The sequence below is a fragment of the Pseudoalteromonas sp. CO342X genome, assembly GCF_004208915.1.
Lineage (GTDB): Bacteria > Pseudomonadota > Gammaproteobacteria > Enterobacterales > Alteromonadaceae > Pseudoalteromonas > Pseudoalteromonas maricaloris.
Map to the genome: position 1 here is coordinate 32,996 of NZ_SGPH01000001.1, position 26,303 is coordinate 59,298.

The window sequence follows — 26,303 nt, forward strand, 5'->3', positions numbered from 1 at the left end:
CATGGGGAATATCAATGGCCATTGCGTTTTCAAAGTTAAAACAACATCAACCGCTGCAAAAGGTAATAGTGCATTCCATCGATTTAGCGCTTTATCAAGTCAGTGTGCTTATTAATAATGTGGAATATTATGTCACGGAAGAAAATGGCGAGTTTTTAAAAGCACATAACCCGCTGCAAATTCAAAAACGCCTGCTTGATATTAGCTACATGGAAATGGTGATTAGGCATCAAAGCGCTTATGGCGAGATGGTAGGGCACCCAGTATCAGCCAATGACAATACATTAGAAGTGCCCTTTGGTCGTAATAACCTGTTTTAAAAGTTATCTGTGTTTTGTGAGCACTTCACTCACAGCGGTTGCAAAATCGCGGTGGTGAGAAATCCCCAAAATAATCAACCTCGTGTCTTTTAGAGCGCAATTTTGTGGCCTTGTGGCATCGTCACTCGGTTGGCTCAGCGGCATGAGATCTTGGGTCGGTAGCCGCAAAGCCTGCGCCATGACCTGCGCCATTTCATACTTAGTGAATGCTTGATTGCCACTGATATGAATAATCCCACCAAGGCTAGGCTGTGCGATAACATCTTTGAGCGTTAGGGCAATATCATTAACATGGGTGGGGTAGCGAATGGCCCAATTATCGTGACTTGAAGCGGGGTTGGCTAACAGCTGTTTTGCAATAATGGTTACCGCGGATTCTTCCAGCGTTTTTACCTCCCCGTATAATACAGGCACTCGTACTATGGTATGTGATGCGCTGTCTGCGAGGATTGCGCGCTCCGCAGCTTGCTTGGTTTGGCCGTAGAAGTTCACAGGATTAGTGATATCTGTTTCAACATAAGGTGCTGAGGTGCCGTCAAACACATAGTCAGTACTAATAAAGAAAAATCGAATATCTCTTTCGCGGCAGGCTTGGGCTAAGAACTCGGTTGCCGCAACATTGAGCGTAAGCGTTGCCGCTTGGTCTCGCTCACATTGTTCTGGCCTGCGCTCTGCTGCTGCGTGAATAAGTATCTCTGGCCCGTGGTTATCTAAGAAATCTAAAACCGAACTGTGGTCAGCCAAGTCAAGTTTGTGAAGTGGCGCGGCTGCTCGGCTAAAGCCACATCCTAAAATCTCGTGGGTACTACTTAGCTCTTGGCAAAGTGCGCGGCCAAGCAAGCCCGTTGCACCAGTGATCATGACTTTAGACATAGAAAACAGCATCCTTTTTTAAAAGAGTCAGTACAGTAGCAAAGTCGGAAGAAAAACTACAGATTTGTATCGGATTACGCTAAGGTTGAGATAAGGCTAAAAAAGGGACAATAAAATGAAAAAAAATATTTTGCTAGCTGGTTTGTTTGCGGTGAGTGTGCAAGTGAGTGCGACCCAAATATTTGCGAAAAATAGTGATTGTGTCATTGATGAAAGTAAAGCGCCCATTGAAATATACAAGCAAAGCTCAAAGTCAATGCGTTTGTTGGGGGGACAAGAGGCGAGTAATGGTGAGTTATCGGATGTTGTCACAGCGCTGTTTGACGATGTTAGATTGTCACTATTTGACGCGTTATCTGAAGAAGCTAAAGCGTTTGAGAAAGGTATAATTATTAAAAATGCTTCATTCAAAAGAACGGCTGATGGGTGGTCGAAAAGAGCTGTTGTATCCGGGAAAGTTGTAGCTCAGCCCGTTTTATCTTGTCATTATACTGAAGTACTTACAGCAAAAAACACTGAGCTGATATCTGGTGCTGTTTTTTCATCCAAACCAACGACCCATTCAATTACTTATAACACAACGATTGATCCGAACAAAAGTCGACTCAAGCCAAAGCTAACAGAGGTACTTGATACTTCTGTTACTACTGACCAAGTATTTGGTATTAAGCTCGGAGACTCTTTTTCACAAGCGGAAGAAAAAATAGGCCGTTTTACGATGCAATGGCCTATTAATGCTTATCAAAAGTTTGCATTTATTGGTCGCAATAACGCGTTTTTATTTGAACATGATAAGCTCGTCGGGTACCAATATGCATTCAATCTTCTTCCTATCAGTCTTGCAAATCTAATTGATATTTATGATGTTGATCTTGCGACACCACTAAGTCACCAGCAAACTCAAATTGCAAACCGTGACTTGGATGAGATGACAGTTTCTGCACTTAAGGAAAAGTTTCCTGACATTAAGTTTTTTGTCGAGGGAAGATATACTACCGATCCGAAGACCAAATTATCTGCCCTAACCATAGGCAAAACAGAGATTGCGAAACCAATTGCTCCTGCATGCTGGAGTGGTCAAGAAGACATCAAAGCTTTTATTACAAAGCATCAGGGCGGCTTAATGCAATGGCGTGGCATAGATAAACAAACGCTATTTTACACCGGGTGTAATCAGTTAATTGAACAAAGCCAATTTGGCCGAGTGATAGGAGTTAAGCTGCTAGAGAGTTGGTCGTTAAGCAATGCTAATTTATCTGGATTGAGCGTGATATCGAATGTACTTACTCCTTGGCAATTCTATGGGGTAAATTATCTTGACCCTGAAAGTCGCGCATCTCAAATAGGCTCGATTGAAAATCTATATGGCATGATAGAAGTAGTAAACTCTGATTGGGTTGGCCACTTCAAATCTTATGACGGCCAGCTTGTTTCTGCTGAGTTTGAGAAGATGTAGAAGCCATCACTCCTACATCTTCAATTCATTTAAGCCGTTTGCTCTGTGAGCGGCTTTTCAGATTGCTTTTCCCAATGCTTGGTTTTTAGACCAAGTACACCGACAAATACACCAATACCGATAGTAAATAGCGCAATTTGTAGGTATAGATTTGGTAAGTCTTCGATATTATTAGGATCAAAGCTACCAGCGAGCAGACCCGAGAAGATATTACCAATGGAGTAGGTGAGTACGAAAACCCCCATCATTTGCCCAGCAAAACGTTTGGGAGATAACTTACTTACTGCGCTCAACGCCACTGGGCTTAAACAAAGTTCACCCACGGTGTGCAGAAAGTAAGTGGTGATCAACCACATTGGTGCTACTTGTAGGCCTTGAGCTGCATATTGGGAAGCGAAAAACATCACAATAAATCCGCTCGCCATGATGATAAGGCCTATCGCACATTTCACGCTATAGGTTGGCGTGATCATGCGCTTAGCCAAGTTAATCCAAAGCGCAGCAAAGAAAGGGGATAACACGATAATGAAAAAAGCGTTGGCCGATTGGAACCAAGCGGTTGGAATACTAAAACTGCCGATTAATCTGTCGGTGTAATCACGGGCAAATAGATTAAGCGATGAGCCTGCTTGTTCAAAACCAGACCAAAAACAAGTGGACGCAACGCAAACCAAAAAGAGTGCCCACATCCGGCGCTTTTCATCGGCATCAAGATTACCGCCAAAGTAGATATAACCGTAATACAAAAAGAAAGTGACAGTAAAAGCTATCGCGACATATTTTGCGAGCTCTACGGGGTTTATCACAAAAACACCTGCAAACGCCGCTGCCGTTATTGCTGCAACAGCCGCAATGACTAAAACAATCGCACCCCAAGCTTTAGCACTTTGACTCCCCGTCATTGGGTTAGTTGGCGCATTGCCAACGGTAGCGATGTGTTTGTCTGTTAGGCGATAATTGACTAAACCGATTGCCATGCCCACCGCGGCTGCACCAAAGGCCCAATGCCAACCAACGTTTTCCATAAAGTAGCCACATACCGCATAGCCGATCACAGACCCTAGGTTGATCCCCATATAGTAAATCGCGTAACCACTATCGCGGCGGTTATCTTCATCGTTATAAAGCTGGCCAACCATAGCGCTAATATTGGGTTTTAATAAACCAGTGCCACTGGCAACAAAGATAAGGCCAACAAAAAAGGAAAATTGACTTGGGATGGCAAGAATGATGTGGCCGCACATGATGATAATGCCGCCGTACCAAACCGCACGTTGGCCACCCAATAAACGGTCTGCTATCCAACCTCCCGGTAGACCTAAGAAATAAACCGAGCCAGTATAGAGGCCATATATTGCAGCAGCGGAGGCAACGGTGAAGCCAAGGCCTTCTTGCTGTAAGGTGGCCGTCATGAAAAGTACTAACATGGCGCGCATGCCATAATAACTCATTCGTTCCCACATCTCGGTGAGAAACAGAGTTTGCAGGCCTTTTGGATGACCAAAAAAGCCTGTATCACTTGTTGTGTCCTGTGATGACATATTTCACTTCCATTATTATCGTTTTTTGGAAGTCAATATTAGTACGTTATTCAAGCACCGAATGCAACCGCATGAAAGGAAACATTACATCATCTTTTTTAACATTTGTATGTCATCGATTTCCACATTAGCCAATCCTTTGTACTGGTATGGCGCAAATTGATTGCGAAGCCAAACACTAGGGCAGCCGGCACGGTGTGCTCCTTGCACATCGGTATCTAAGCTATCGCCAACATGCAGAAGTTGATGTGGTGCAAGGTTAAAATGCTGGCAGGCAAGCTGGTAAAGCTCAGGGTGAGGTTTGGCGCGGCCATCAATTCCGGCGCGAAGCACTAAATCAAAACTATCGCGAAGATTAAATTTATCTATCTCGACATTACCATTAGTGATAGCAATGATGTGATATTGACTGCGTAACTGAGCAAGCAGGTTGATGACGGCGTCGCTGACCGTGATATTACTGCGGGCATCGGCAAAGGCTTGATAGGCCTGTAGCGCGTGCTGTTTACTTGTTGCGGTATCAAACCCCAGTGCTGTGAAGCCCCACTCAAGTGCCACTTGACGCCACTTTGTCACATCTTCTGCAAGCGCACTGTTTTGTTTGAGTGTTTCGTTTCGACATTGAGACCAGAATGATCCCCCTTTCGCTTGCCACTCGGGAATAGCATTCAGGTGCGCTGTCATGGCGTTAACGGCCGCAATGATAACAGGCCTGTTATCGTATAGCGTATCGTCTAAATCAAAACTGATGGCGGCAATGTCTGAAATGGGCTTATTGAATCGCATTGTTACTCGTCTTTTTGCTTTTTCGCTCTTGGGTGAGCGCTATCATACACTTTTGCTAAATGTTGAAAATCTAAATGGGTGTAGACCTGTGTGGCTGATAAGCTGGCATGTCCAAGCATCTCTTGTACCGCGCGCAAGTCACCGCTGGATTCTAGCATGTGGCTGGCGAACGAGTGCCTCAGTTTATGGGGGTGAATAGGTGTACTAACCCCTTGTTTCAACCCCCATTCTTTCATTCTTGCGCGGACATGGCGAGGGCTGATCCGGCGCTTTAATTTGCTCACAAAAAGCGCAGGTTCTTCCAATGTTGCAAATTGCGGCCTTATTTTGAGCCAATCAGCTAGTGCGTTTAGCGCTTTGCCGCCGACAGGCACAACACGCTCCTTGCCGCCTTTACCAAGCACGCGTATTTCACCGTCTTTGACATCCAATAGGTTTGCGCCAACCAACTCGCTTAATCGCAAACCACTAGAGTACATTAATTCCATCATGGCTTTATCACGAATGGCAAGCGCGTCATCTGCCTGAATTTCCAGAAGTTGCCCCATTTGGTCAACATCAAGGTTCTTTGGGAGTGGCTTTTGAAACTTAGGGCCTCGGATCCCTTGTGCGGGATTGACGACAGCCTGTTGTGATTGTGACTTGAGTTTGAGAAATTTATATAAGCTCCGAATACAACTGAGCTTAAGGTTGATAGTTCTTGGGCTGTAATTTTGACCGCGAAGCTTCATGCTGTAGCGGCGAATTTGCTCGCCACTGACTTCTAGCCAAGAAGAGGCGTGGTCACAAAAATACTGCGCTGCTTGAATAAGCTGAGTGTTGTATTGGGTTAGTGTATGTTCTGAATAGTGCTTTTCGTGGCGCAAGTGTGCCATAAAGGCGGTTACTGGTTGCGTCCAATCTTCCGATAGTGGAGTTAGGCTCATGCCAGCGCTTCGAGCTTAAGCGATAATGTTTGAATAAAAGCGGTGATCAACATATTGTCGTGTTGTGGCGAAAAGTGTTCTGGTGAGCGGCTGGCAAAGGCCAGAATAAAGCGACCTTTGTCTGACGCATCAACGCGGTAAAGTGCTACCGATCCTACTTCAATATCGGCAAACAAGAGTTCAGCTTGTGACTGACTGAGTCGTCCTAAGTAGCAGTTGTTACTGCTCAGTTTAGCTGACACTAGTTCCAAAAGCGTATCATCGATGTTGATGAGTTTACATGCTTGGATGTCCGGGTGGTCCTCAAAGCGCTGTGCTAACGTATGATTGATTGCACTCAACTCAGTACAACGCATGATAGCCAATTGGCATTCACTCAATTGCTTGAAAACCAGCTCGTTGGCTTTTGCATAATGGACCATGTCTTTGATCTGCTGCTGTAGTGAGTTGACTTCATCGCGGAGCATCCGCTGTTGGTGCAAAGCAAGGTTTGGAAGCCCTTGCTGCTGGTGGTGTAGCTGCAAATCCAATAGCACATAAGGGTGCCTGAGCAAAAAATCAGGATGCTTGCGCAGGTACTCAATGACTAATTGTTCAGTTGAATTTGCTTCTTTTATGGTCATATTGCGATTTGCCCATCAAAAACATGCTCCGCCGGTCCGGTCATTTTCACTACTTGACCTTGACCGCCCCAACGCACTTGAAGACTGCCACCTGGTAGGTCGACCCTAACGGTTTCTTCTAACTTGCCTTGCATTATGCCTGCAACTACGGCAGCACATGCTCCTGTGCCACAGGCAAGCGTTTCGCCAGCGCCGCGCTCCCAAACACGTAGCTTAACGTATTCACGAGAAACTACTTCCATAAAGCCAATATTGGCCTTTTGTGGGAAACGTTCATGGTGTTCAAGGAGTGGCCCAAGTGTAGCTACCTCGGCGGTTTCTACACTATCGACAATAATCACGCCATGAGGATTGCCCATAGAAACCGCGCTACAAAACACCGTATGTTCGTCGGCTCTTAAAATATAGGTGTTTTCTTGTTTGTTTGCACGAAACGGAATGGCTTGTGGGTTAAAGTTCGGTTTGCCCATATTCACGGTAACTTGGCCGTCTTTTTCGGTATACAGGGTGATATTGCCGCCCTTTGTTGAGACACAAACCTTGTGTTTGTTCGTTAAGCCCTTCATGCGGACAAAGCGAGCAAAACAGCGAGCACCGTTACCACATTGCTCTACTTCGTTACCATCGGCATTGAAAATACGATAATGAAAATCTAAGTCCGGGGAATAAGGCGCTTCAACCATCAACAGCTGATCAAAGCCAATTCCAAAGTGGCGATCTGCTAACTTCTTAATTTGGTCTCGAGACAAAAACACATTTTGGGTGACATTATCTATCACCACAAAGTCGTTGCCTAAACCATGCATTTTTGAAAAGTTTATAAACATAGAGTGGTTATCTTTTGGTATAAAACCATGGCCTCACTTTGCTAATACTTTGCCATGGATACCTCGACTAGGGAAGCGGCTTGGCATTAAGCCTTGCTTTGCATCCCTAGGACGTATCCAAGTCGATTATTGTGGCAGTAGTTGCTCAAATTGCCACAGAGATTCTAACGGCTCTCTTTGGCGGATTAGATGGTGTTGATTGTTATCAACCATGACCTCTGCACAGCGGGGGCGTGAGTTGTAATTTGAACTCATGGTAAAGCCATACGCGCCTGCACTGCGCTGTACTAATAAGTCACCAGCCTTAATTTTAAGTACTCGGTCTTTACCTAGAAAGTCACCCGTTTCACATACTGGACCAACCACGTCGTAATTTATCGCGTCAACGTCGTCTCGCGGTGTGACTGGTACGATATTTTGCCAAGCCTGATAAAGCGATGGTCGTAACATGTCGTTCATGCCAGCATCAACAATGGCAAAATGCTTATGCTCGGTTGGCTTAATAAATTCGACTTTAGTCACCAGCACACCGGCATTGGCAGCAATCGCTCGACCAGGCTCAAAAATGAGTTCTAGATCATTGAACTGCGCCAATCGCGCTTTAATCTCTGCAGCGTAAGCACTCGGATGCGGCGGCTTTTCACCGTCATAAGGCACGCCAAGACCGCCACCGATATCGAGGTGATGCAAGTAAATTCCCGCCTTTTCGAGTTGAGAAATTAGAGCCAGCACTTTATCTAACGCCGCTAAAAATGGATTAACCTCAACCAACTGAGAGCCGATGTGGAAGTCAATCCCAACCACTTTTAAACCCGGTAAGGCGTAAGCGAGCTGGTAAACATCAAATGCGGCTTTGATATCAATACCAAATTTGTTTTCTTTTAACCCAGTTGAAATATAAGGGTGAGTTTTTGCATCAATATCAGGATTTACGCGCAATGAAATTGGCGCAATCTTATCCAGTCTGGTTGCCACTTCACTGATCCGATGAAGCTCTGCAATCGACTCAACATTAAAGCATTTAATCCCAGTCTCAAGCGCAAACGCGATTTCATCTTCCGTTTTCGCAACACCAGAAAAAACCACTTTTTGAGGATCTCCCCCTGCTTTTAGCACTCGCGCAAGTTCACCTTTCGACACGATATCAAAACCAGAACCAAGCTGAGCCAAGACGTTCAGCACGGCGATATTTGAATTCGCCTTTACTGCGTAGCACACTAAGTGGGGATGACCGGCTGCGGCATCCGTAAAAGCGTGATAATGCCGTGCTAAAGTCTTCTTCGAGTAGACATAGCAAGGAGTGCCATATTGCTCGGCGATTGTGGTTATGGCGACATCTTCAGCGAATAGTTCGCCATCTTGATAATTGAAATAATCCATTTTAACGCTCCTGTTGTTCTGCTTCAGGCTGGTTTGCTTGTGCTGCTTTCGGTTGGTTTGATTTCTTAGCCTGTTGTTCAGGCAAATAAAGCGGACCGCTTTGACCGCAACCCGATAATCCGATTAAAGTAGTAAAAACAAGTGCCGTTACGCTAAATTTATAAGGTGTCGCTTTCATTAGATAATTCGTGTCAGTGCCTTTATAATCGCAGAGTAACAGAATTGATAAAAAAAGCAGCTTTTCGCTATTGAAATTTCGTCTTCATCAAATTGCTCAAATAGCGAGTTAAGCTTAGGCACCATGCCGCAGTGCGTCAGTAAGAGGAAATCACGATGACAGAAAGTGAATATCATGAGTTAGCCGATGCGCTAATGTTGACTATTGAAGAGCAGATCGATGATTGTGACGCTGATTTAGATTACGAATCAGCATCGGGAATTCTAGAAATTATTTTCCCTGACAAGAGCAAAATTGTTATCAATAAACAAGCACCATTGCACCAAGTCTGGGTGGCGACTAAGTTTAATGGTCATCACTTTGAGTTGCGTGGCGATCAGTGGATTGATAATCGTTCAGGTGCTGAGTTTTGGCAATTTATGAGCGACGCGGCGACTAAACAGGCAAATATCGCAATAGAGTGGCAGCACGATTAATGTTGGAGTTTGTAGATTATCCTGCCAAAGGACAGCATAAAGCGAGTATTATTTGGCTCCATGGTTTAGGTGATTCAGGTAACGGCTTTTTACCCATTGCCTCTGAGTTAAACCTGCCTGACGAATTGGGTGCACACTTTATTTTTCCACATGCACCAGAGCAGCCGGTCACTATAAATGGTGGTATGGTGATGCGTGCATGGTATGACATTAAATCATTTGATCTGGATAAAAGAGCGGATGAGCAAGGTGTGCGAGACTCATCAGCTCAGGTTGAAGCGTTAATTCAGGCACAGTTAGATAAAGGTATTCCAGCTAACCGTATTATCCTAGCCGGATTTTCTCAAGGGGGCGTGATTGCGCTCCATCTTGCACCGCGTTTAACTGTTAAATTGGCTGGTGTCATGGCACTATCAACTTATATGTGTGTGCCTGAAAAGCTCAGTGCAGAAGCACAGCAAAGCGAGCTTACTATTTTTATGGCGCATGGCAGTGCTGATCCTGTCGTGCCTATGTTTGCAGGTGAGCACGCATTTAACACGTTACAACAGCAAGGCTATGAAGTGAGCTGGCAAGACTACCCAATGGAGCATCAGGTATGTCTTGAAGAGTTAAAAGCCATTCGCGCTTGGTTAATTACGAGACTGAGCGATTAATATTAAGTGGTATAAGGTACTGGTGACAGATACAGGAGCAAAGCAATGTCACAAAAGATTGTCATAAAAACGTCGGTGAGTAAGCAACCCTCAGAGCCCTCAGCGGTGACCTATCAATGGCACTGGAAACGCATTTTTATGGCAACGGCAGCATTTGCTGGCATTGCAACCGCGGGGGTTTACGGTGTTGTGGATAACGTCAACGCAGATGAAGACGATGTCCAAGTGGCAGTACCTATACATGCTACCATTGCGCAAACCGATACATCACTGAATGACTCTCCTGCACCAGTAGACTCTAATGTGGATCGTGAAGTCGGGCTGCTAAGTGCGGATACCTCACCCGATAGCGTGTTAACGACGCCCGAACTCACCCCTACTGGTGCCGCGACGACCTCAATAGAGGTCGCTCAAGTCATTGCGTTAGACCAGGAACAGCAACAAGCTTCTGAAGAAACAGAAACAGAAACAGAAACAGAAACAGAAACAGAAACAGAAACAGAAACAGAAACAGAAACAGAAACAGAAACAAGGGCTGAAGCTAAAAATCAATTTGATGCTGAAGCGCGCATAGCCAGTGTCGCGCTAGGGGCAAAAATCGACACGCAATTTATCAGCCGCGCTGTACTCACTACTATGATTGACGACCGCGAACCAACGAACGTGTTGAAAGACGTGATTGCGACCACTCAGTTTAGTGACAAGCTTTACTTTTTCACTGAAGTACACGCGCTTAAAGATCAAGTGGTGTCGCACCTGTGGTTCCATCAAGACGAGTTGATGGCAGAAGTGGAGCTGCCGATCCAAGCCGCGCGCTATCGTACTTATTCAAGTAAGAACGTCATGCCGAGTCAAACCGGAGATTGGCGTGTTGAGGTGGTGACGCAGTCTGGACAACTGCTTGCCCAAAAGACGTTCCGCATTGTGGATAACAGTCAGCAATAATCTTACTCGCAGTATTGTGTATGGCAGCATGTGACCGACTGCCATCACCACATAGTTAACTATTTGCAGCGGCAATAACGCTGCAATAAATGAAAGGCAAATCATGACAGAACAAGTTTCCATATTACGTATTGCAACGCGCAAAAGTGCTTTAGCGCTATGGCAAGCCGAATTTGTGAAGGCAGAGCTTGAAAAACACCATGCGAATCTAAAAGTAGAGCTCGTGCCGATGTCGACGAAAGGCGACAAGATCTTAGATACGCCACTGGCAAAAATTGGCGGTAAAGGGTTGTTCGTCAAAGAGCTTGAGCAGGCCATGTTAGAAGGGCGCGCAGATATTGCAGTGCATTCAATGAAAGATGTACCTGTTGATTTCCCTGAAGGGCTCGAGCTGCATACTATTTGCGAACGCGAAGACCCAAGAGACGCGTTTGTGTCAAATACTTATACCTCACTTGCAGAGTTGCCTGAGGGCGCTGTGGTTGGCACTTCAAGCCTGCGTCGCCAATGTCAAATTCGAGCGGCTCGTCCGGACTTAATCATTAAAGACTTACGCGGTAATGTGAATACTCGCCTAGCCAAGCTAGATGCGGGTGAGTTTGATGCCATTATTTTGGCCGCGGCGGGACTTATCCGTTTAGAAATGGTGGATAGAATCGCAAGTTATATTGAACCTGAAGATTCATTACCGGCCAATGGCCAAGGCGCTGTCGGTATCGAATGTCGTAGCGATGATGCTCAAACCAAAGCATTCCTCGCACCACTGGAACACACTGATACACGTATTCGTGTACTTGCCGAGCGCGCAATGAACCGCCGTTTGGAAGGGGGATGTCAGGTTCCAATCGGCGCTTATGCAGAAGTCTCGGGCGATCAGGTGCACTTGCGCGGCTTAGTAGGTGCTGTCGATGGCAGCGAAATCTTGCGCGGCGAATGCTCTGGTACGGTTGCAGAGGCTGAGCAACTTGGAATTCAATTGGCAGAATCCTTACTTGCGCAAGGTGCAGATAAAATTCTTGCTGAGGTTTATAGGGACGCTTAAATGAAAGTTGTGCTAACTCGACCCGTTGGCAAATCAGAACCTTTATCTGAGTTACTGACACAGCAGCAAATTAGCTCAGTGATTTGCCCTGTATTGCAGCTTAATGAAGTGGCGGTGAGTGACACCGCCAAAGCAATGATAAGCGAAGCCGAGTTAGCTATTTTTGTCTCGCCAGATGCGGTGCGATACTTTCACCAACTAGAAGTGCCATTAGCCGGACATTGCGCAGCTTTTGCTGTTGGCGAGGGCACGGCCGATGCTATCCAGCAGACCCTAAATATCAAGGCTAAATATCCTAAACAACCTGATTCCGAAGGCTTGCTTGCACTCCCGCAGCTGTCCTCTGTTGAGGGCAAGCGTGTATTGTTGGTCAAAGGGAAAGGCGGGCGTCCCGTCATTGCGCAAACTTTAAAAGCGCGAGGTGCCATCCTTGACAGTCTAGTGGTTTATGAACGTGTTGCCGTAAAAGACAATGCAGATGGCTGGTTAGACCACTGGCGAAGCCAGCAGATTGAAGGTATAGTCATTACCAGTAATAGTGCAGCGGATGCGATTTTTAATACGCAGTCGTCAGCAAGTAAAGATTGGTTGGCTCAGCGCACTTTCTTTGTTGTGAGCCAACGTATTGCTGAGCATGTACAGCAATCCTATAACATCGAACAGTCTCAAATTGTGGTATGTCATGGCCCTGATAATCGTGCCATCGCAGGGAGTATCATCGACTATACCAAGCAGCAAGGGCGCAAAATGACTCAGTCTGAATCGCAAACAAAGAATACAAATACCCCGCAAGCTGCAAAAGCAGCAGAGCAAACCGTAACGCCACATCACGCGAAGGCTGGTGTGAGTAAGGTTGCGCTCCTTGCATTATTAGTGGCGCTGGGTAGTGGTGCTGGTGCTGGCTATGTTTATTTGCAACAGCAACAACAGTTGCAGCAAGCGTTGCTAGCTAACCAAGCGATTAACGCTGAAAATCAGCTATTAAACACGCAGCTGAGTGGTGCTAAGTCGCAACTTCAACGAGTAGAAAATGTGCTTGATTCGCTGCAAGACAATGTCGCAAAGCGATTGGCTGAGCAGCAGCAACATGTGGAAACCCAGTTAACGCAGACGCTTGCCAAGGCGCAGCAGCAAGTAAGCGGTGCAGTGGCCTCTGAGGCATTGTATTTACAGCGCCTTGCTGCATTTAAAGTTGCGGCAGAGCAAGATTATCTTGGCGCAATTGCTATCCTGCAGCGCTTGCAAGAGAGCTTAGAGTCTGAGTCCAACACGGCAGCTGTTAAGCAGGCGATTGCTAAAGACATTGCCGCTTTGAAGGCCTTGCCTAAGCCGCAAACGGAGTCACTTTACTTTGAGCTTCATGGTTTATTGTCTCAAGTTGATACGCTAACGATCAAAACTAAGCAAATTCCGCAAAAAGCAGCGAGTGAAGATGCTGCGCTATCGCAACAGGTTGATGATTGGCAAGCGAACTTAAAGCGCTCTTGGCAGGGATTGGTTGATGACTTTATTACCATACGTCACCATGATGAAGTGGTGATAGACCCACTGCTCGATAAAAACGAGCAGCTGCTTATACGCACGCAGCTGCGTGCTTATTTAACCCAAGCACAAACCGCATTAATGGATCAACAGGCGAGCATTTACTTCAGTGCGCTTGATAGTGCAGCCGACACATTGGCGCGTTATTTTGATACGCAACACGCGCCTGTGAGCGCGATGCAGCAGGCTTTAAACAAGCTGAGCCGCAGTGAAGTTCAGCGCCAAGAGTCGATTGAGCTTGCCACCCCTGCAGCAGTAAAAGGGTGGCTAAAATGATGGCAAAAATCATCACCTTCGCGCTTATCTTTATCGCGCTAGCCGCCAGTCATTTGCTCATTGATGAGAAAGGCTATGTGTTGATCTCGTTCAATCAAACCACGATTGAAGGCAGCATAGTGTCTTTCACTATCTTGTTGTTGCTTGTCATCACCGCTTTAGTGTTGTTGGGTAAGGTAGTGCGTTGGTCGTGGCATCGCCTTGTCAATACGAAAGGTCATTTTTCCAGAAAGCGTAAACTAAAAGCGCAACAAGCATGGAACGAAAGTTTGTGGCTATTTATTAACGGCGAAGTGGAACAAGCAGCAACCTTGTTGACGAAAACGCCGCAGCCGGATGAACGCCAAGACTATGTGCGTGCCATCGCAGCCAAAGCGGCGTTAAAGCAAGGAGATGTTGTCAAAGCAAATACTGAGCTAGAAGCTATATCGGATGACAACCAAGGGCAGCTCGCGGCACTATGGCTAGAGGCAAATAATAGTGAACAGGCGTTGGCTTTACTTGATGATAAAATGTCTGCGGCTAAACCAACTTCAGCGGTGCTTAGCGGTTACATTTTAGCTTGCCTGCAGGCTAAGCAACCCGAGCTGGCCGCTGCACAAATCGCGAAGTGGCACAAAAAGCTCAACTGGAGTGATACGCAGTGGCAGAGTGTGTTCGAGCGCATGTTTGTAATAGCCCCAGAGCAAGCAGACACTTTGTTTAATATGCTACCTAAGGCAGTAAAAGCGCATGCAATACCAGCCCTTAATAAAGTGAAGCTGCAACAGGGACGCATAGCGGAAGTGTTGGGCGAGCTCAAGAAGCTGCTTAAACAAGGCCAATATCACCAGTTAGCGGACTATCTGCAACACAGCACGCAAAGTAGTAATGAACTCAAATTAGCACTGCAGCAGCAATTGAAAAAACATCCAGATGACAAGGAGTTGCTGTTCTCATTGGCTTGCCTTTGCAATGCTGAGGGGGATTATGAGCTTGCTGCGAAGATCTTTGATTCCTTAAGCGCAAACCCTTGGGAAGCGCGCTGGAGTAAGCAAGCACAGCTTGCCTACGAAAAAATGCATACCTACGAGAAAGCGTATTTAATCGCAAAATCGTAACGAAAAGCCTGCGCAGCAATGTGCAGGCTTTTTTGCATTAAAGTTAGCTATACTCAATTCTGACATATGTCCTTGCTATCTCAGTTTAGGTGCGTATGATCCCAAAAATTTTAACTGCAAATCGAGTCTCTTATGATCAATAACACACTCCCACTATTAGATTTACATCGCCACTTAGATGGTAACGTTCGTGCTACAACGATTTTAGAACTTGGCCAGCAGTTTAATATGGATTTACCGGCAACGGATCTCGAAGGTCTACGCCCACATGTTCAAGTGTTGGACAATGCACCTAATCTAATGGCGTTTCTTGAAAAACTAGATTGGGGCGTAAAGGTACTAGGTGACTACGATGCTTGTCGCCGTATTGCGATTGAAAATGTTGCCGACGCAGTTGCACAAGGTATTGATTACACAGAGCTAAGGTTTAGTCCTTACTACATGGCAAAAACCCATAATCTACACCCGCAGGGCGTTGTTGAAGCCGTAGTCGACGGTGTACAAAGTGCAGTTAAAGGCCAAGACATTAAGGTTAACCTGATCGGGATTATGTCACGCACATTTGGTGTTGAGAAATGCCAATATGAGCTAGACGCGCTACTTGCCTTTAAAGAGCAGTTGGTTGCGATTGACCTCGCGGGTGACGAGCTGGGCTTCCCTGGCGAGCTGTTTATTGAACATTATAAGCAGGTTCGCGATGCTTACCTTGGGGTGACGGTACATGCTGGCGAAGCTGAGGGCGCGGTAAGTATCTGGCAAGCCATTAAAGAACTTGGTGCAACACGTATCGGTCACGGAGTTAAAGCAATCCATGACCCAGCTTTGATGGACTATTTACGTGATAATCGTATCGGGATCGAGTCTTGCCTAACCAGTAACATCCAAACAAGCACTGTCGAAAGTTTAACCACGCATCCATTGAAAGCATTTTTAGATCATGGTGTATTGGCAACCATCAATACTGATGACCCAGCGGTTCAAGGTATCGAGTTGGATAACGAGTATAGCCATGCAGCTGCGGCGGCAGGTTTAGATTTGAGTGATATCCATAAAGCGCAGCGCAATGCGGTTGAGATTGCCTTTTTAAGTGAAGCTGATAAAAAAGCGTTGCTTGCAAAGAAAGCGTAGGCTGAAATTGCTGTGTGGGATCACCCCGCACAGCTAAGATAACTCTCTTTTAGCGCCGCAACGACTTGGCTGCGTGTCACAATTCCAATCACTTTGCCTTCATTGAGTACGGGATAAACCTTAGGACTATTTTGCTGCATACGTTGTGCAAGGTCGACAACGGTTGTTGCAGCTTCGATACTGAGGGCAGGCGTAGCCAGTAAGTCTCTCAGCTGTACTTTACCATCACAAAAGTAGCTGGAATTAAGCAAAGGCTTGAGTAGCTGCTGCTCTGAAATAAATCCAACAAGATGACGCTGCGCATCTATCACTGGTGCACCAATTAAATGATGCTTTTGTAGCAAACTAATCGCGTCGGTTAGCTCGGTCTCGGCGGTTAACAGTGGGAAATCAGGTGACATGATGTCACGAACATAGAGTTTACTCATCATACTTCTCGCGGTGTCTGTGTGTAATATGAGAGTAGCGGGTGAAAGTGTTTTGGTAAAATGGATTGTTTTGATTGGTTTGTTCTGTTTTTTCAATGTGTGACAAAGACCTGCCACACATTGAATAACGCTCTGGCTACTTAACTGAAGCCGAGGTTATTTAATAAACGCAAAAGCGTCGGCGTACATAAAGTCGCGCTCAGCACCATGATTGATAAAGTCATCACGCACAATGCCAATCATGTCAAAGCGGCCTGCCATATAAATGCTGTACGGCTCTAAAGAAACGATATCTTTCATCACAGCCTGATGAACGAAACCACGATGGCCTTTCCATGCTTCACTGGCATTTTCTACCACAGGAATAAACTGAAAGTGTTTATTTGAGGCGGCCCAAGCTTCCATCTCCGCTTTTGCATATAGCGCAGCTTCTTCTTTTACACCCCAGTAAAATAATACTGGTTGGTCGTAACCTGTTTCAGCCAAGTGATCGGCCATAGATTTGACATAAGAAAATCCAGTACCGCCGGCAAGGAGTACTAGTGGACGCGCTTGATCAACACGGATCTGAGATACGCCAAGACCAACTTCTAATGCAACGGTTTGCTTTGTATCAAAAGCGTTACGTAGGTGATCTAGTGACTGCATGGCATAAGAGTCAGCGCCAGAAGCACCGATATGTAGCTCTAACTGCTCTGTTTTTGAAGGGCTGCTGGCAATTGAGAAAGCACGTTTGTCTTTTTCACCAAGTACCAATTGCAGATACTGGCCGGCTTCGAATTGCACCGCTTCTTCAGGTTTTAATATAACTTTGTGAACAAATTCCGTAAGAGGTGTAATTGAGACAACCTCTGCTGCTAATACTTGCATGTGTTACCTTTATTAAGCACGTGGCTAAAGTCTGTGCACTCTAGCATAGCTGAGTGCACAATGTTAGATGATATATGTCATTTGATGGTGATCCCTAGGGTATCCCAAATTTCGTCAACGCGTTGTTTAACCTCGGGATCCATAACGATAGGCTCGCCCCATTCACGGTCGGTCTCACCCGGCCATTTGTTGGTTGCGTCCATACCCATTTTAGAGCCAAGGCCGGACACAGGAGAAGCAAAATCGAGATAATCGATAGGCGTGCTTTCAACTAAGGTGGTGTCTCTTGCGGGATCCATACGTGTGGTTATCGCCCAAATCACATCATTCCAGTCGCGAGCATTTACATCATCATCGCAAACAATGACAAACTTGGTGTACATAAATTGTCTAAGGAAAGACCATACGCCCATCATCACGCGTTTAGCATGCCCCGGATACTGCTTTTTCATGGTGACGACCGCCATGCGGTATGAACAGCCTTCTGGTGGAAGGTAAAAATCGACGATTTCCGGAAATTGCTTTTGTAAAATCGGCACGAATACTTCGTTGAGGGCAACACCAAGAATGGCTGGCTCATCAGGTGGGCGGCCAGTATAAGTGCTGTGATAAATTGGATCTTTGCGATGCGTTATATGCGTGACAGTCATTACAGGGAAGTCGTCAACTTCATTGTAATAGCCTGTGTGATCGCCATATGGACCTTCTGGCGCAAGCTCGCCCGGTTGAATATATCCTTCTAAGACGATTTCGGCACTCGCTGGTACTTGCAGTTCGTTAGAAATAGATTTAACGACCTGTGTCTTACTACCACGCAGTAGACCTGCAAATGCATATTCGCTTAGCGTATCGGGAACAGGGGTTACCGCACCTAAAATCGTCGCCGGATCAGCGCCAAGTGCAACCGATACCGGATACGGTTCGCCCGGATACTCTTTGCACCACTCCTGAAAATCAAGCGCGCCGCCGCGATGTGATAGCCAGCGCATAATAATTTTGTTTTTACCCAATAGCTGCTGACGATAAATCCCTAGGTTCTGACGCTTTTTATAAGGACCTTTGGTTACCGTTAACCCCCATGTAATTAAAGGTGCGGCATCACCAGGCCAGCAATGTTGAATAGGTAGTGTCGTGAGATCGACCTCATCACCGCTCAATACGACTTCTTGGCATGGCGCTTTTTTCACTTCCTTGGCTGGCATATTCAACACTTGTTTGAATACCGGTAGCTGGCCAATGGCTTCTTTAATTCCCTTCGGTGGATCGGGTTCTTTTAAAAAAGCGAGTAACTTGCCGACTTCTCTTAGCTCACTGACATCGCTTTGTCCCATCCCCATTGCAACGCGCTTTGGTGTGCCAAATAGGTTAGCCAGTACCGGAATGTCATAACCTACAGGGTTTTCAAATAGGATAGCGGGTCCACCTGCTCGCAGCGTTCGATCTGCAATTTCAGTCATTTCTAGTTTGGTGGAAATGGGCTGCTTGACGCGAACAAGTTCTCCTTGTTTTTCAAGCTGGGCTATAAAATCTCGTAAGTCTTGGTATTTCATCGGCGCACTATGAGTTGAGTTTGGCCTAGTATATCAACTAGGCATATTTTTCCTAGCTGTACGGATGGGATGGTAAAAAGGTTTAGTGACTCACTTTTACGTCTACAGTATTTTGAAATAGACTACACTTTCAGAACTTATCGGCTTGTCAGTACGCCGGAGCAAGTGTATAAATTGTTATAAAAAGATGTGTGTGTTGAGTTGTTTTGATATGAAACAAGCAAAAATCGACTTTCGATGTAGCTCACATACCCTTTGCGCTATAGTCGCCGCGGTTGCATAAAACGATATCCTGAGGGGTCTGAGTTTGAAGTTGATGTCAAAATTGCTCGGGGGGCTGCTGTTGCTGTTTTGTATTTCAGCACCAGCTAACGAGTTACCATATTATACTTTTTCTAATCATAGCGCGGTGATGTTGATCATCGAGCCCACGTCTGGAAAAATTTTGGATGCCAATAAGGCTGCTGCCGCATTCTATGGTTATAGCGAGGCGGTACTAGAATCAAAAGTCATTCAAGATATCAACTTATTTACTGCCGAGCAGGTTGCCAATGAGCGTCAAGCGGCTTTAAATGAAGGCCGTAACTATTTTATCTTCCAACATCAAACTGCAGACGGTAGTGTGAAAACAGTAAGTGTTCACTCGACACCATTTGAAGATAGCGATGGCAAACCTAGGTTACTTTCTATCATTCAAGATATGAGTGAGCAGCGTAAGCTACAGCAAGATCTTTGGCATTACCAAGCCAATCTTGAACAACAGGTCATGCTGCAGACTGAAAAAATCAAGCAAGCCAATATGGTACAGGTCATTTTGTTAACTGCGGTAATTGCTGTGCTTATTCTATCTATGGCGGTATTGATGACCGTTTTGGTCAGGCTAAGGCGCTCCAATCAGCGAGCACAAGACCAAGGTGCGAAACTTAGTGCCATTTTTGATGGTATTAAAGCATATCTGGTGTTTACGGATGAAACTCATCACATTGAAGCCGCTAATGGCTCAGTGTTAAAGGATTTTGATAGTTTAGAATCGTTAAAATCAAAATCTATTTATACCTTATTTGATGTGCTTGATAGTGAAAAGCTGCTAACGGAAGGAACGCTTGAGTGTCAACTTGATGCGCGTTTTGGCTATCGCAATGTTCGGGTTTCTTGTGCCCCTGTCGTAAGCGAAACGCAAGCAAAGCTTGGTTTTATCTATGTTATTCAGGATATTACGGAAGAGCTTGAGAACGAAAGAGAACAGCGCTTGGCAAGTACGGTATTTGCGACAACCACGGAAGGCGTGTTGGTCTCCGACAAACATAATCAAATCCAAATGGTAAATCGCGCATTTAGCGAAATTACAGGCTTTGGCATGGATGAAGTGATTGGGGAAACGCCGGCAATCCTGAATTCTGGACGTCACGATGAGCGCTTTTTCAACGCGTTATATGATGACTTGGTTAATAAAGGCCATTGGGAAGGAGAGATTTGGAACAAGCGCAAAAATGGTGAAATTTATCCGAGTTGGCTGCAGGTATCCGCAGTATTTAATGAAGCTCGGGAAATTGATATGTATGTAGCTCTATTCAGCGATATTACCTCGAGAAAACGTAATGAACAGTTGATGTGGCAGCAAGCCAACTTTGATAGTTTAACGGGCCTTGCAAATCGCCATCATTATCACGTTAAATTTGATTTAGCGTTAAAACGAGCAGCTCAGCTAGAAGAGCGCTTTGCTATTTGTTTTATCGATCTTGACCGCTTTAAAGCAGTGAATGACACGCTTGGGCACCATATTGGTGATCTATTACTCAAAGAAGCAGCAAACCGTATTAATGAGTGCGTGCGCAGCTCTGATACCGTTGCAAGGTTAGGTGGGGATGAATTTGCTTTATTGTTACAAGATATAAGTTCTATCAGTGATTTAGAGCTGGTTGCGACGAAGATTTTACGTGCGTTAGCCAATCCTTTTCATTTGGAAGGGCACGAAGCTTATGTATCCGGTAGTATGGGGATCACGCTTTACCCAGATGACGGCACCGATCGAAAAATTTTGCTCCGTAATGCCGACAGTGCAATGTATAAAGCCAAGGAACATGGTCGCGACTGTTTTCAATTCTATACTTCAGCGATGCATCAACATGCCAAAGCGCGTAGTGTGTTAGAAAGTGCTTTGCATAAAGCCCTGTCTAATCGAGAATTATCACTGGTGTACCAGCCCATTTTTTCACAGCTTGGCAGCGGCGACCTCGTTGGCTGCGAGGTGTTGTTAAGATGGAAAAGTGAGTTGCTGGGCCATGTTTCACCCGAGCAGTTTATTCCCGTTTGCGAAGAACTAGGCCTTATCTTACCCATTGGAGAGTGGGTGCTGTATCACGCTTGTTCTCAAGTTAAAGCCTGGCAAGACAACTACGGTAGACCCTTATTTATTGCAGTTAACGTTTCTAGTATCCAGTTTAAACGCCAAGATATGGTCGAGCTAGTAAGGAAGGTACTTAGAGATACCAAACTGGAAGCAAAATATCTGACATTGGAAATCACAGAGTCGGTACTGGTTGAAAACTCAGACAAAATATTGTCACAGTTAAAAGCATTAAGAGAAATGGGCGTAGAACTGGCAATTGACGACTTTGGTACTGGATATTCATCGTTGAGTTACCTCAAGCGCTTCCCGCTTTCTAAATTGAAGATTGATAGAACCTTTATTCGTGATTTACCTGAAGATGAAGAAGATAAAGCGCTCGTCAGTGCGATTATCTTGATGGCGCATAAATTGAACTTAAGGGTCATTGCGGAAGGGGTTGAAACCCCTGCACAATGCATGTTTTTAAAGAATTTACTGTGTGATATGACACAAGGCTATTTTCATTCTAAGCCTGTGGCACAACAAGAGTTTGAAGCAAACGTTTTGACTATGCAGTATCACAAGCAAAGTCACAGTTAACAAGGGTGGTCTTGGCATAACTTAGCCAGAGCCGTTTGTGCTTTATGATTACCTTGCTCGGCAGCAAGTTTAAGCCAGTGGATCGCTTTTTTAATGTCTTTTGCACCGCCTTCACCATCGCGAAGCATTGTCCCATAGTTATATTGTGCCCAAGGGTTGCCGGTTTTAGCCGCTGCTGCAAATCCCGTTTTTGCTTCTTCAAAGTTTCCTTGGCTGTAAGCGTGAATTGCTTCTTGATTCTGTGCTGAAATTTTAGGTCCATTGTATAGCGGCTTCGGCTTTTTAAATCGTTGTCTAACAACGCCGCCAAGCACATGGATCCCGACGGGTCTGTAGACTGAGACTATGGTGTCATCGTCAAGTAAGTCTAATAGGTTATCTTTTTCTAGCGTCAGCCTTTGTGGTTTAAAATAGTGATCGGTCATTAGCATGCTGACACGGATATCTCGGGTGATGTTACGCATCGTACGGTAAGTGTAGGCGCTTTCCTTTACTTCAATGTTGTCATCTGTCAGCTCAGTAATTTGTAAGACCTGAAAAGCCGGATCATAAGCTTGCCCTATGTTTTTACCAGCATCGAAAATAATCAGGTCATCGATTTGTGGGGATGCTAAGTATGTTTGATAACTAGCGATTTGTTGTTGATGTTGGTTATAAAAGTAAAGTGCAATAGTGACCACAATCAGTGCCGACACGGCAACTTTATATTTACTGATAACGTTGAATATTGTGTCGTAAAAGGAAAAAAATACGCTTTTGATTTCCATATTCTATTAGTTAGTTAGGTGTGGGTATGTCTAAGGTAGGCAACTTGAGTGTAGGGGACAAGTGTACTTGTCCCCATAAGTGTAAGATTTTATTTCCCTGCCATTTTCGTTTTGGCGTCGGCTGCCATTAGGGCAAATACAGCGTATGCAGCGGTATTTTGCTTTAACTTTGCCGGATCGACTTTATCAAGCGTGTCATCAGCTGTGTGGTGATAATCAAAATAATCCGTGCCATCTTGGTGTAAAGCGAAGATTGGCGCCGATGTGGCATTTTTCAGCGGAATTAAGTCAGGACCACCATGTGCGCTATTCTTGCCAATATAAGTAACGCCGAGCGGCGCTAGCTGCTTTGCAATCTCGCGCACAACTGGTAAAGAGGCGGCATTTACGTTTGACTCAAACGCATACACTACATCTGCACCAAAATCGGACTCTGACGCGGCCACAATGCGGTCTAATTCTGCCTGATGCTTTTTAAAATAAGCTTTTGCTCCCCAGAGACCGAGTTCTTCTGCTGCAAATAGGACTACGCGGACACTACGTTTAGGGCGTTTTACATCGGCAATGTGCTTTGCTGCTGCCATCGTTAATGCAACACCAGCGCCATCATCGAGTGCACCAGTACCCAGATCCCAAGAGTCTAAGTGACCACCAATTAAGACATATTGCTCTGGAAATTCGGTGCCCGTGAATTCACCGATGACGTTGTAACTGGTTCCTTCACCTAAGTCCTCGGTTTGAATATTTAGCGCGACTTTAACGGCATGACCTGAGTTGATAAGGCGTGCTAGCTGATCCGCATCTGGGTTGGCAACTGCTGTGGACGGGATTTTTGTCACGCCCGCTTTATAGTGACTGCCGCCAGTGTGCGCGAAGCGGTGGTGGCTGGTGCTGACCGAGCGCATCATATAGGCGATAGCGCCTTTTTTAGCCGCTTCTACGGCGCCGCTATTACGAGCTCTTACCGCAGGTCCATAGCCATTACCATCAATGTCGCGGTTCATGCGGTAATTAATAAAAGCTATTTTACCTTTTAAGCTATTGTCTGGCGCGGCAATCAGCTCATCGAGAGTTTCAAATAAAACTACCTCACCACTTAGCCCATCTTTTGGTGTGCTAACGCTGTTACCGAGCGCAGTAAGGTGTAGCGGTTGTTCGCTAGGCATCAGTATTTTTGCAGACTCATGGTAGCGGCGCCATTCAGGAAAGGTTGCTTCCTCAAGCCAGACTTTGTCAAAGCCCAATTGCTCAAGTTGTTTCTTTGCCCAAGCTACCGCTTTTTTATCATTTTCGGTACCCGGTAAGCGTGGGCCTACTTCTGTGGTGAGGGATTCTAGTAGTTGCCAACTTAGGTTGCTGTGGCTTGCGGCTTCTCTAACTTGTTTAACTTGTTCTAATTGTTGTGTAGTAAATTCTTCGGCTTGCAGTGCTGTACTCAAACCTGCGCTTAATAAACCAAATGCCAATAGTGATTTAAACTTCATGATAATCCTTGGTAAAAATGGAGTTACCAAGCGATTAAAGCATAAATTGTGATGTAAGTCCGTGTATTGCGATGAGGATAATTCATCCACAATCTAGGGGCGCTTTATCTTGGAATAATAGAGTAAAGCGGTTAGCGAATTTAAACATTTGGTATAAAATACGCGATTAAGATAGCGAATAGGAAAGCACTGTGTCGATCACTTCATTTTCTCAATTACCTCTAAACCAAGCGCTTGCTCAGCGCCTTGTAGATCTTAACTACATGGTGCCAACAGCAGTACAGTCTGTGAGTTTAGCGCCGGCGCTGACTGGACTAGATTTAGTCGTGAAAGGGAAAACCGGATCTGGTAAAACATTGGTGTTTTCACTTGCGCTGCTGAATAAGTTGCAGCCCGAGTGCAATGAGGTTCAGGCTTTGGTGTTATGTCCAACGAGAGAGTTGGCTGATCAAGTCGCACAAGAGATCAGAAAAGTTGCGGCTTTAATTGGTAACGTCAAAGTGCAAACACTCTGCGGAGGAACGCCAATTGAACCTCAAACACGGGCGTTGCAACATGGCGCGCATATTGTTGTTGGTACACCTGGTCGGGTTGAAGAGCATGTTTTTAATGGCTCACTCATGCTAACTGAAACGCAGACTGTGGTATTCGACGAAGCTGATCAGATGCTGGATATGGGCTTTACTGAAACGCTAGAAAGCATTTTAGTGTATGTGCCTGAAGTGCGACAAACACTAATGTTTAGTGCGACTTACCCAGATAAGATCATAAAACTGGCGAAGCAATATATGCGTGAGCCAGAGTTTGTTGAAGCGAAAGAAGAACAAGCACACCACAGCATTAAGCAAACCTTTTATAAGTTAGACAACAATAAAATGCGCTTTAACGCACTAAGAGTGCTGTTAATGCAGCACCAGCCGCAAAGCTGTATCGTTTTTTGTAATACCAAAGCTGAGACTAAGCGACTATTTGAAGAATTACGTCAAACCGGACTTGCTTGTGTCGAGTTACATGGCGATTTAGATCAAGGTGAACGTGAGTGGTCATTGCTCACTTTTGCCAACAAGAGTGCCAATATTTTAGTTGCCACTGACGTGGCCGCTCGAGGGCTCGACGTTGAGGAAGTTGAGCTTGTGGTTAACTATCATTTGGCGCTTGAGCCGCAGACGCATATTCACCGTGTTGGTCGTACGGGTCGGGGGGAGCACAAAGGTATCGCAGTATCTCTTTATGGAGAAAAAGAAGCCTTCAAAATAAAACAGTTGGCGGAAATATATGGTCAAGAGCTAAAACATGGCACGTTGCCGGGTCATTCACTGCTCGAAAAACCAGCCTATAAGTCGAATATGGTGACCCTCATGATTGAAGGCGGAAAGCAGCAAAAACTCCGCAAAGGAGATATCGTCGGCAGTTTGACTGGTGAAGAAGGCATAAGCTTTAAGCAAATTGGTAAAATCAATATTTATGATGTGCAAACATTCGTGGCTGTAAAACGCGAGGCAGTGAAGCCTGCACTACGTAAGCTTAACAATAGTAAGATTAAAAATAAGCGCTATAAAGCCTTACGTGCTTAAGGCCTGCTTGAGTATTTCATACTCGTTCATTAAGCGTTTGAATGTTTCCTCATCACCTGATTTATCCGGGTGATGAGTCAGGGCTTGTTTTCTCCAACATTGGCTTAACATCCTGCGATCATAACCTTCAGGTAGCTGCCAGCGCGTTCTAATCGCGTTTAATTCGTCAGGTTTGATGGCAAGTTGCTGGCGAGCGCCGCTAAATGTAAATTGTTGCCAAAAATTATCTAACAGAGCACTCACTTCTTCACTACTGGTTTCGTAATGCTGCCAGTCTAAATAGTAACTTCTGAGCGGATCATCTAACGCTAATGGATGCTCATCTAATTGTGGAACTAGATAAATATTGAGTGCTTCTACATGTAGATATTGGCCCTCAGCGAACACTTCTTGCTGGAGTTGATACAAGGCATTCATGATCAGGAAGTTACGTTTAAATAGATTTTTATTTTCATCTTCATCAAGGCGAGGTAGTTGCTGTTGTTCCATCAGAGCGGCGGCAATAGTGTGCACTTTTAAAGATTGATTTTGACAAATTAGTCTAAAAATAACATCTGTTAGCGGATTGAACATTGTCGCCTCTTTAGTCTTGGTGTATCTTCACACTACCACGCAGACTAAATGAT

The 26,303-nt window shown here is 45.3% G+C and carries 25 protein-coding genes; 11 read left to right on the plus strand and 14 right to left on the minus strand.

The features are described 5' to 3' along the window. The first annotated feature begins 14 nt into the window (after positions 1–14). Positions 15–320: a DUF6482 family protein gene (locus EXT47_RS00190; protein ID WP_039491004.1), complete on the plus strand. Its 306-nt coding sequence runs from the start codon at positions 15–17 to the stop codon at positions 318–320. 3 nt (positions 321–323) lie between these two features. On the opposite strand, the gene EXT47_RS00195 is transcribed toward EXT47_RS00190, so the two are convergent. Further along, positions 324–1,193 carry an SDR family oxidoreductase gene (locus EXT47_RS00195; RefSeq protein WP_039491005.1) on the minus strand — a complete coding sequence of 290 codons (870 nt, stop codon included), beginning with the start codon at positions 1,191–1,193 and terminating at the stop codon, positions 324–326. A gap of 115 nt (positions 1,194–1,308) precedes the next feature. Here EXT47_RS00195 and EXT47_RS00200 point away from each other — a divergent pair, with 115 nt between their 5' ends. Continuing rightward, positions 1,309–2,649 (plus strand): hypothetical protein, encoded by a 1,341-nt coding sequence (locus EXT47_RS00200; RefSeq protein WP_039491006.1) that lies wholly within the window; start codon positions 1,309–1,311, stop codon positions 2,647–2,649. A gap of 29 nt (positions 2,650–2,678) precedes the next feature. Here EXT47_RS00200 and EXT47_RS00205 read toward each other — a convergent pair whose 3' ends face one another. The 7 genes from EXT47_RS00205 to EXT47_RS00235 all read right to left on the minus strand — a co-directional run bounded on the left by EXT47_RS00205 (position 2,679) and on the right by EXT47_RS00235 (position 8,910). After that, positions 2,679–4,190: a peptide MFS transporter gene (locus tag EXT47_RS00205; protein WP_039491007.1), complete on the minus strand. Its 1,512-nt coding sequence runs from the start codon at positions 4,188–4,190 to the stop codon at positions 2,679–2,681. 84 nt (positions 4,191–4,274) lie between these two features. Further along, on the minus strand, positions 4,275–4,976 hold the full coding sequence (locus EXT47_RS00210) for an HAD-IA family hydrolase (RefSeq protein WP_039491008.1): 702 nt from the start codon (positions 4,974–4,976) through the stop codon (positions 4,275–4,277). Positions 4,977–4,978: 2 nt separating this feature from the next. Next, positions 4,979–5,902: a tyrosine recombinase XerC gene (locus EXT47_RS00215; RefSeq protein WP_039491009.1), complete on the minus strand. Its 924-nt coding sequence runs from the start codon at positions 5,900–5,902 to the stop codon at positions 4,979–4,981. Next, positions 5,899–6,525 carry a DUF484 family protein gene (locus EXT47_RS00220; RefSeq protein ID WP_039491010.1) on the minus strand — a complete coding sequence of 209 codons (627 nt, stop codon included), beginning with the start codon at positions 6,523–6,525 and terminating at the stop codon, positions 5,899–5,901. Before EXT47_RS00220 ends, EXT47_RS00215 begins: the two co-directional genes overlap by 4 nt. After that, on the minus strand, positions 6,522–7,352 hold the full coding sequence (gene dapF / locus EXT47_RS00225) for a diaminopimelate epimerase (protein WP_039491011.1): 831 nt from the start codon (positions 7,350–7,352) through the stop codon (positions 6,522–6,524). Before dapF ends, EXT47_RS00220 begins: the two co-directional genes overlap by 4 nt. 126 nt (positions 7,353–7,478) lie before the next feature. Further along, entirely contained in the window at positions 7,479–8,732 is a 1,254-nt protein-coding gene (gene lysA, locus EXT47_RS00230) for a diaminopimelate decarboxylase (RefSeq protein ID WP_010604228.1), read from the minus strand. Between the two features lies 1 nt (position 8,733). Further along, on the minus strand, positions 8,734–8,910 hold the full coding sequence (locus EXT47_RS00235) for a lipoprotein (protein WP_010604229.1): 177 nt from the start codon (positions 8,908–8,910) through the stop codon (positions 8,734–8,736). A gap of 155 nt (positions 8,911–9,065) precedes the next feature. On the opposite strand from EXT47_RS00235, the gene cyaY reads away from it, so the two are divergent. The 7 genes from cyaY (at position 9,066) to add (ending at position 16,075) form a co-directional block, all read left to right on the plus strand. After that, positions 9,066–9,386, plus strand: a complete 321-nt coding sequence (gene cyaY, locus EXT47_RS00240; protein ID WP_010378141.1) for an iron donor protein CyaY — start codon at positions 9,066–9,068, stop codon at positions 9,384–9,386. Next, complete coding sequence (locus EXT47_RS00245; RefSeq protein ID WP_010604231.1) at positions 9,386–10,042, plus strand: alpha/beta hydrolase; 657 nt, start codon at positions 9,386–9,388, stop codon at positions 10,040–10,042. Before cyaY ends, EXT47_RS00245 begins: the two co-directional genes overlap by 1 nt. A gap of 45 nt (positions 10,043–10,087) precedes the next feature. Then, the gene (locus EXT47_RS00250; protein ID WP_130125688.1) at positions 10,088–10,987 is read left to right on the plus strand and encodes a DUF2914 domain-containing protein; all 900 of its coding nucleotides are present in this window, start codon (positions 10,088–10,090) and stop codon (positions 10,985–10,987) included. Positions 10,988–11,090: 103 nt separating this feature from the next. After that, complete coding sequence (gene hemC, locus EXT47_RS00255; RefSeq protein ID WP_045989735.1) at positions 11,091–12,029, plus strand: hydroxymethylbilane synthase; 939 nt, start codon at positions 11,091–11,093, stop codon at positions 12,027–12,029. Then, entirely contained in the window at positions 12,030–13,847 is a 1,818-nt protein-coding gene (locus tag EXT47_RS00260) for a uroporphyrinogen-III C-methyltransferase (protein ID WP_130125689.1), read from the plus strand. Continuing rightward, complete coding sequence (locus tag EXT47_RS00265) at positions 13,844–14,947, plus strand: heme biosynthesis HemY N-terminal domain-containing protein (protein ID WP_039491018.1); 1,104 nt, start codon at positions 13,844–13,846, stop codon at positions 14,945–14,947. The genes EXT47_RS00260 and EXT47_RS00265 overlap by 4 nt, the downstream gene beginning before the upstream one ends. Before the next feature lie 132 nt (positions 14,948–15,079). After that, on the plus strand, positions 15,080–16,075 hold the full coding sequence (add, locus tag EXT47_RS00270; RefSeq protein WP_039491021.1) for an adenosine deaminase: 996 nt from the start codon (positions 15,080–15,082) through the stop codon (positions 16,073–16,075). Positions 16,076–16,095: 20 nt separating this feature from the next. Here add and EXT47_RS00275 read toward each other — a convergent pair whose 3' ends face one another. The 3 genes from EXT47_RS00275 to ubiD all read right to left on the minus strand — a co-directional run bounded on the left by EXT47_RS00275 (position 16,096) and on the right by ubiD (position 18,923). Beyond that, on the minus strand, positions 16,096–16,503 hold the full coding sequence (locus tag EXT47_RS00275; protein ID WP_039491023.1) for a CBS domain-containing protein: 408 nt from the start codon (positions 16,501–16,503) through the stop codon (positions 16,096–16,098). 156 nt (positions 16,504–16,659) lie between these two features. Then, entirely contained in the window at positions 16,660–17,373 is a 714-nt protein-coding gene (fre, locus tag EXT47_RS00280; protein WP_010378155.1) for an NAD(P)H-flavin reductase, read from the minus strand. Positions 17,374–17,450: 77 nt separating this feature from the next. After that, positions 17,451–18,923 carry a 4-hydroxy-3-polyprenylbenzoate decarboxylase gene (ubiD, locus tag EXT47_RS00285; RefSeq protein ID WP_039491026.1) on the minus strand — a complete coding sequence of 491 codons (1,473 nt, stop codon included), beginning with the start codon at positions 18,921–18,923 and terminating at the stop codon, positions 17,451–17,453. A 316-nt stretch (positions 18,924–19,239) separates the two neighbouring features. Between ubiD and EXT47_RS00290 the strand changes: the two genes are divergently transcribed. Then, on the plus strand, positions 19,240–21,852 hold the full coding sequence (locus tag EXT47_RS00290; protein ID WP_130125695.1) for an EAL domain-containing protein: 2,613 nt from the start codon (positions 19,240–19,242) through the stop codon (positions 21,850–21,852). Here EXT47_RS00290 and EXT47_RS00295 read toward each other — a convergent pair. Both EXT47_RS00295 and EXT47_RS00300 read right to left on the minus strand, forming a co-directional pair. Continuing rightward, the gene (locus EXT47_RS00295) at positions 21,849–22,619 is read right to left on the minus strand and encodes a tetratricopeptide repeat protein (protein ID WP_130125690.1); all 771 of its coding nucleotides are present in this window, start codon (positions 22,617–22,619) and stop codon (positions 21,849–21,851) included. The two genes, EXT47_RS00290 and EXT47_RS00295, sit on opposite strands and share 4 nt — an antisense overlap. Before the next feature lie 89 nt (positions 22,620–22,708). After that, positions 22,709–24,103 carry a M20/M25/M40 family metallo-hydrolase gene (locus EXT47_RS00300; protein WP_039491032.1) on the minus strand — a complete coding sequence of 465 codons (1,395 nt, stop codon included), beginning with the start codon at positions 24,101–24,103 and terminating at the stop codon, positions 22,709–22,711. A gap of 191 nt (positions 24,104–24,294) precedes the next feature. Between EXT47_RS00300 and dbpA the strand changes: the two genes are divergently transcribed. After that, on the plus strand, positions 24,295–25,677 hold the full coding sequence (gene dbpA / locus EXT47_RS00305) for an ATP-dependent RNA helicase DbpA (RefSeq protein WP_130125691.1): 1,383 nt from the start codon (positions 24,295–24,297) through the stop codon (positions 25,675–25,677). On the opposite strand, the gene EXT47_RS00310 is transcribed toward dbpA, so the two are convergent. Next, positions 25,666–26,250 (minus strand): DNA-J related domain-containing protein, encoded by a 585-nt coding sequence (locus tag EXT47_RS00310; RefSeq protein ID WP_130125692.1) that lies wholly within the window; start codon positions 26,248–26,250, stop codon positions 25,666–25,668. The genes dbpA and EXT47_RS00310 overlap by 12 nt on opposite strands. Positions 26,251–26,303 lie beyond the last annotated feature (53 nt).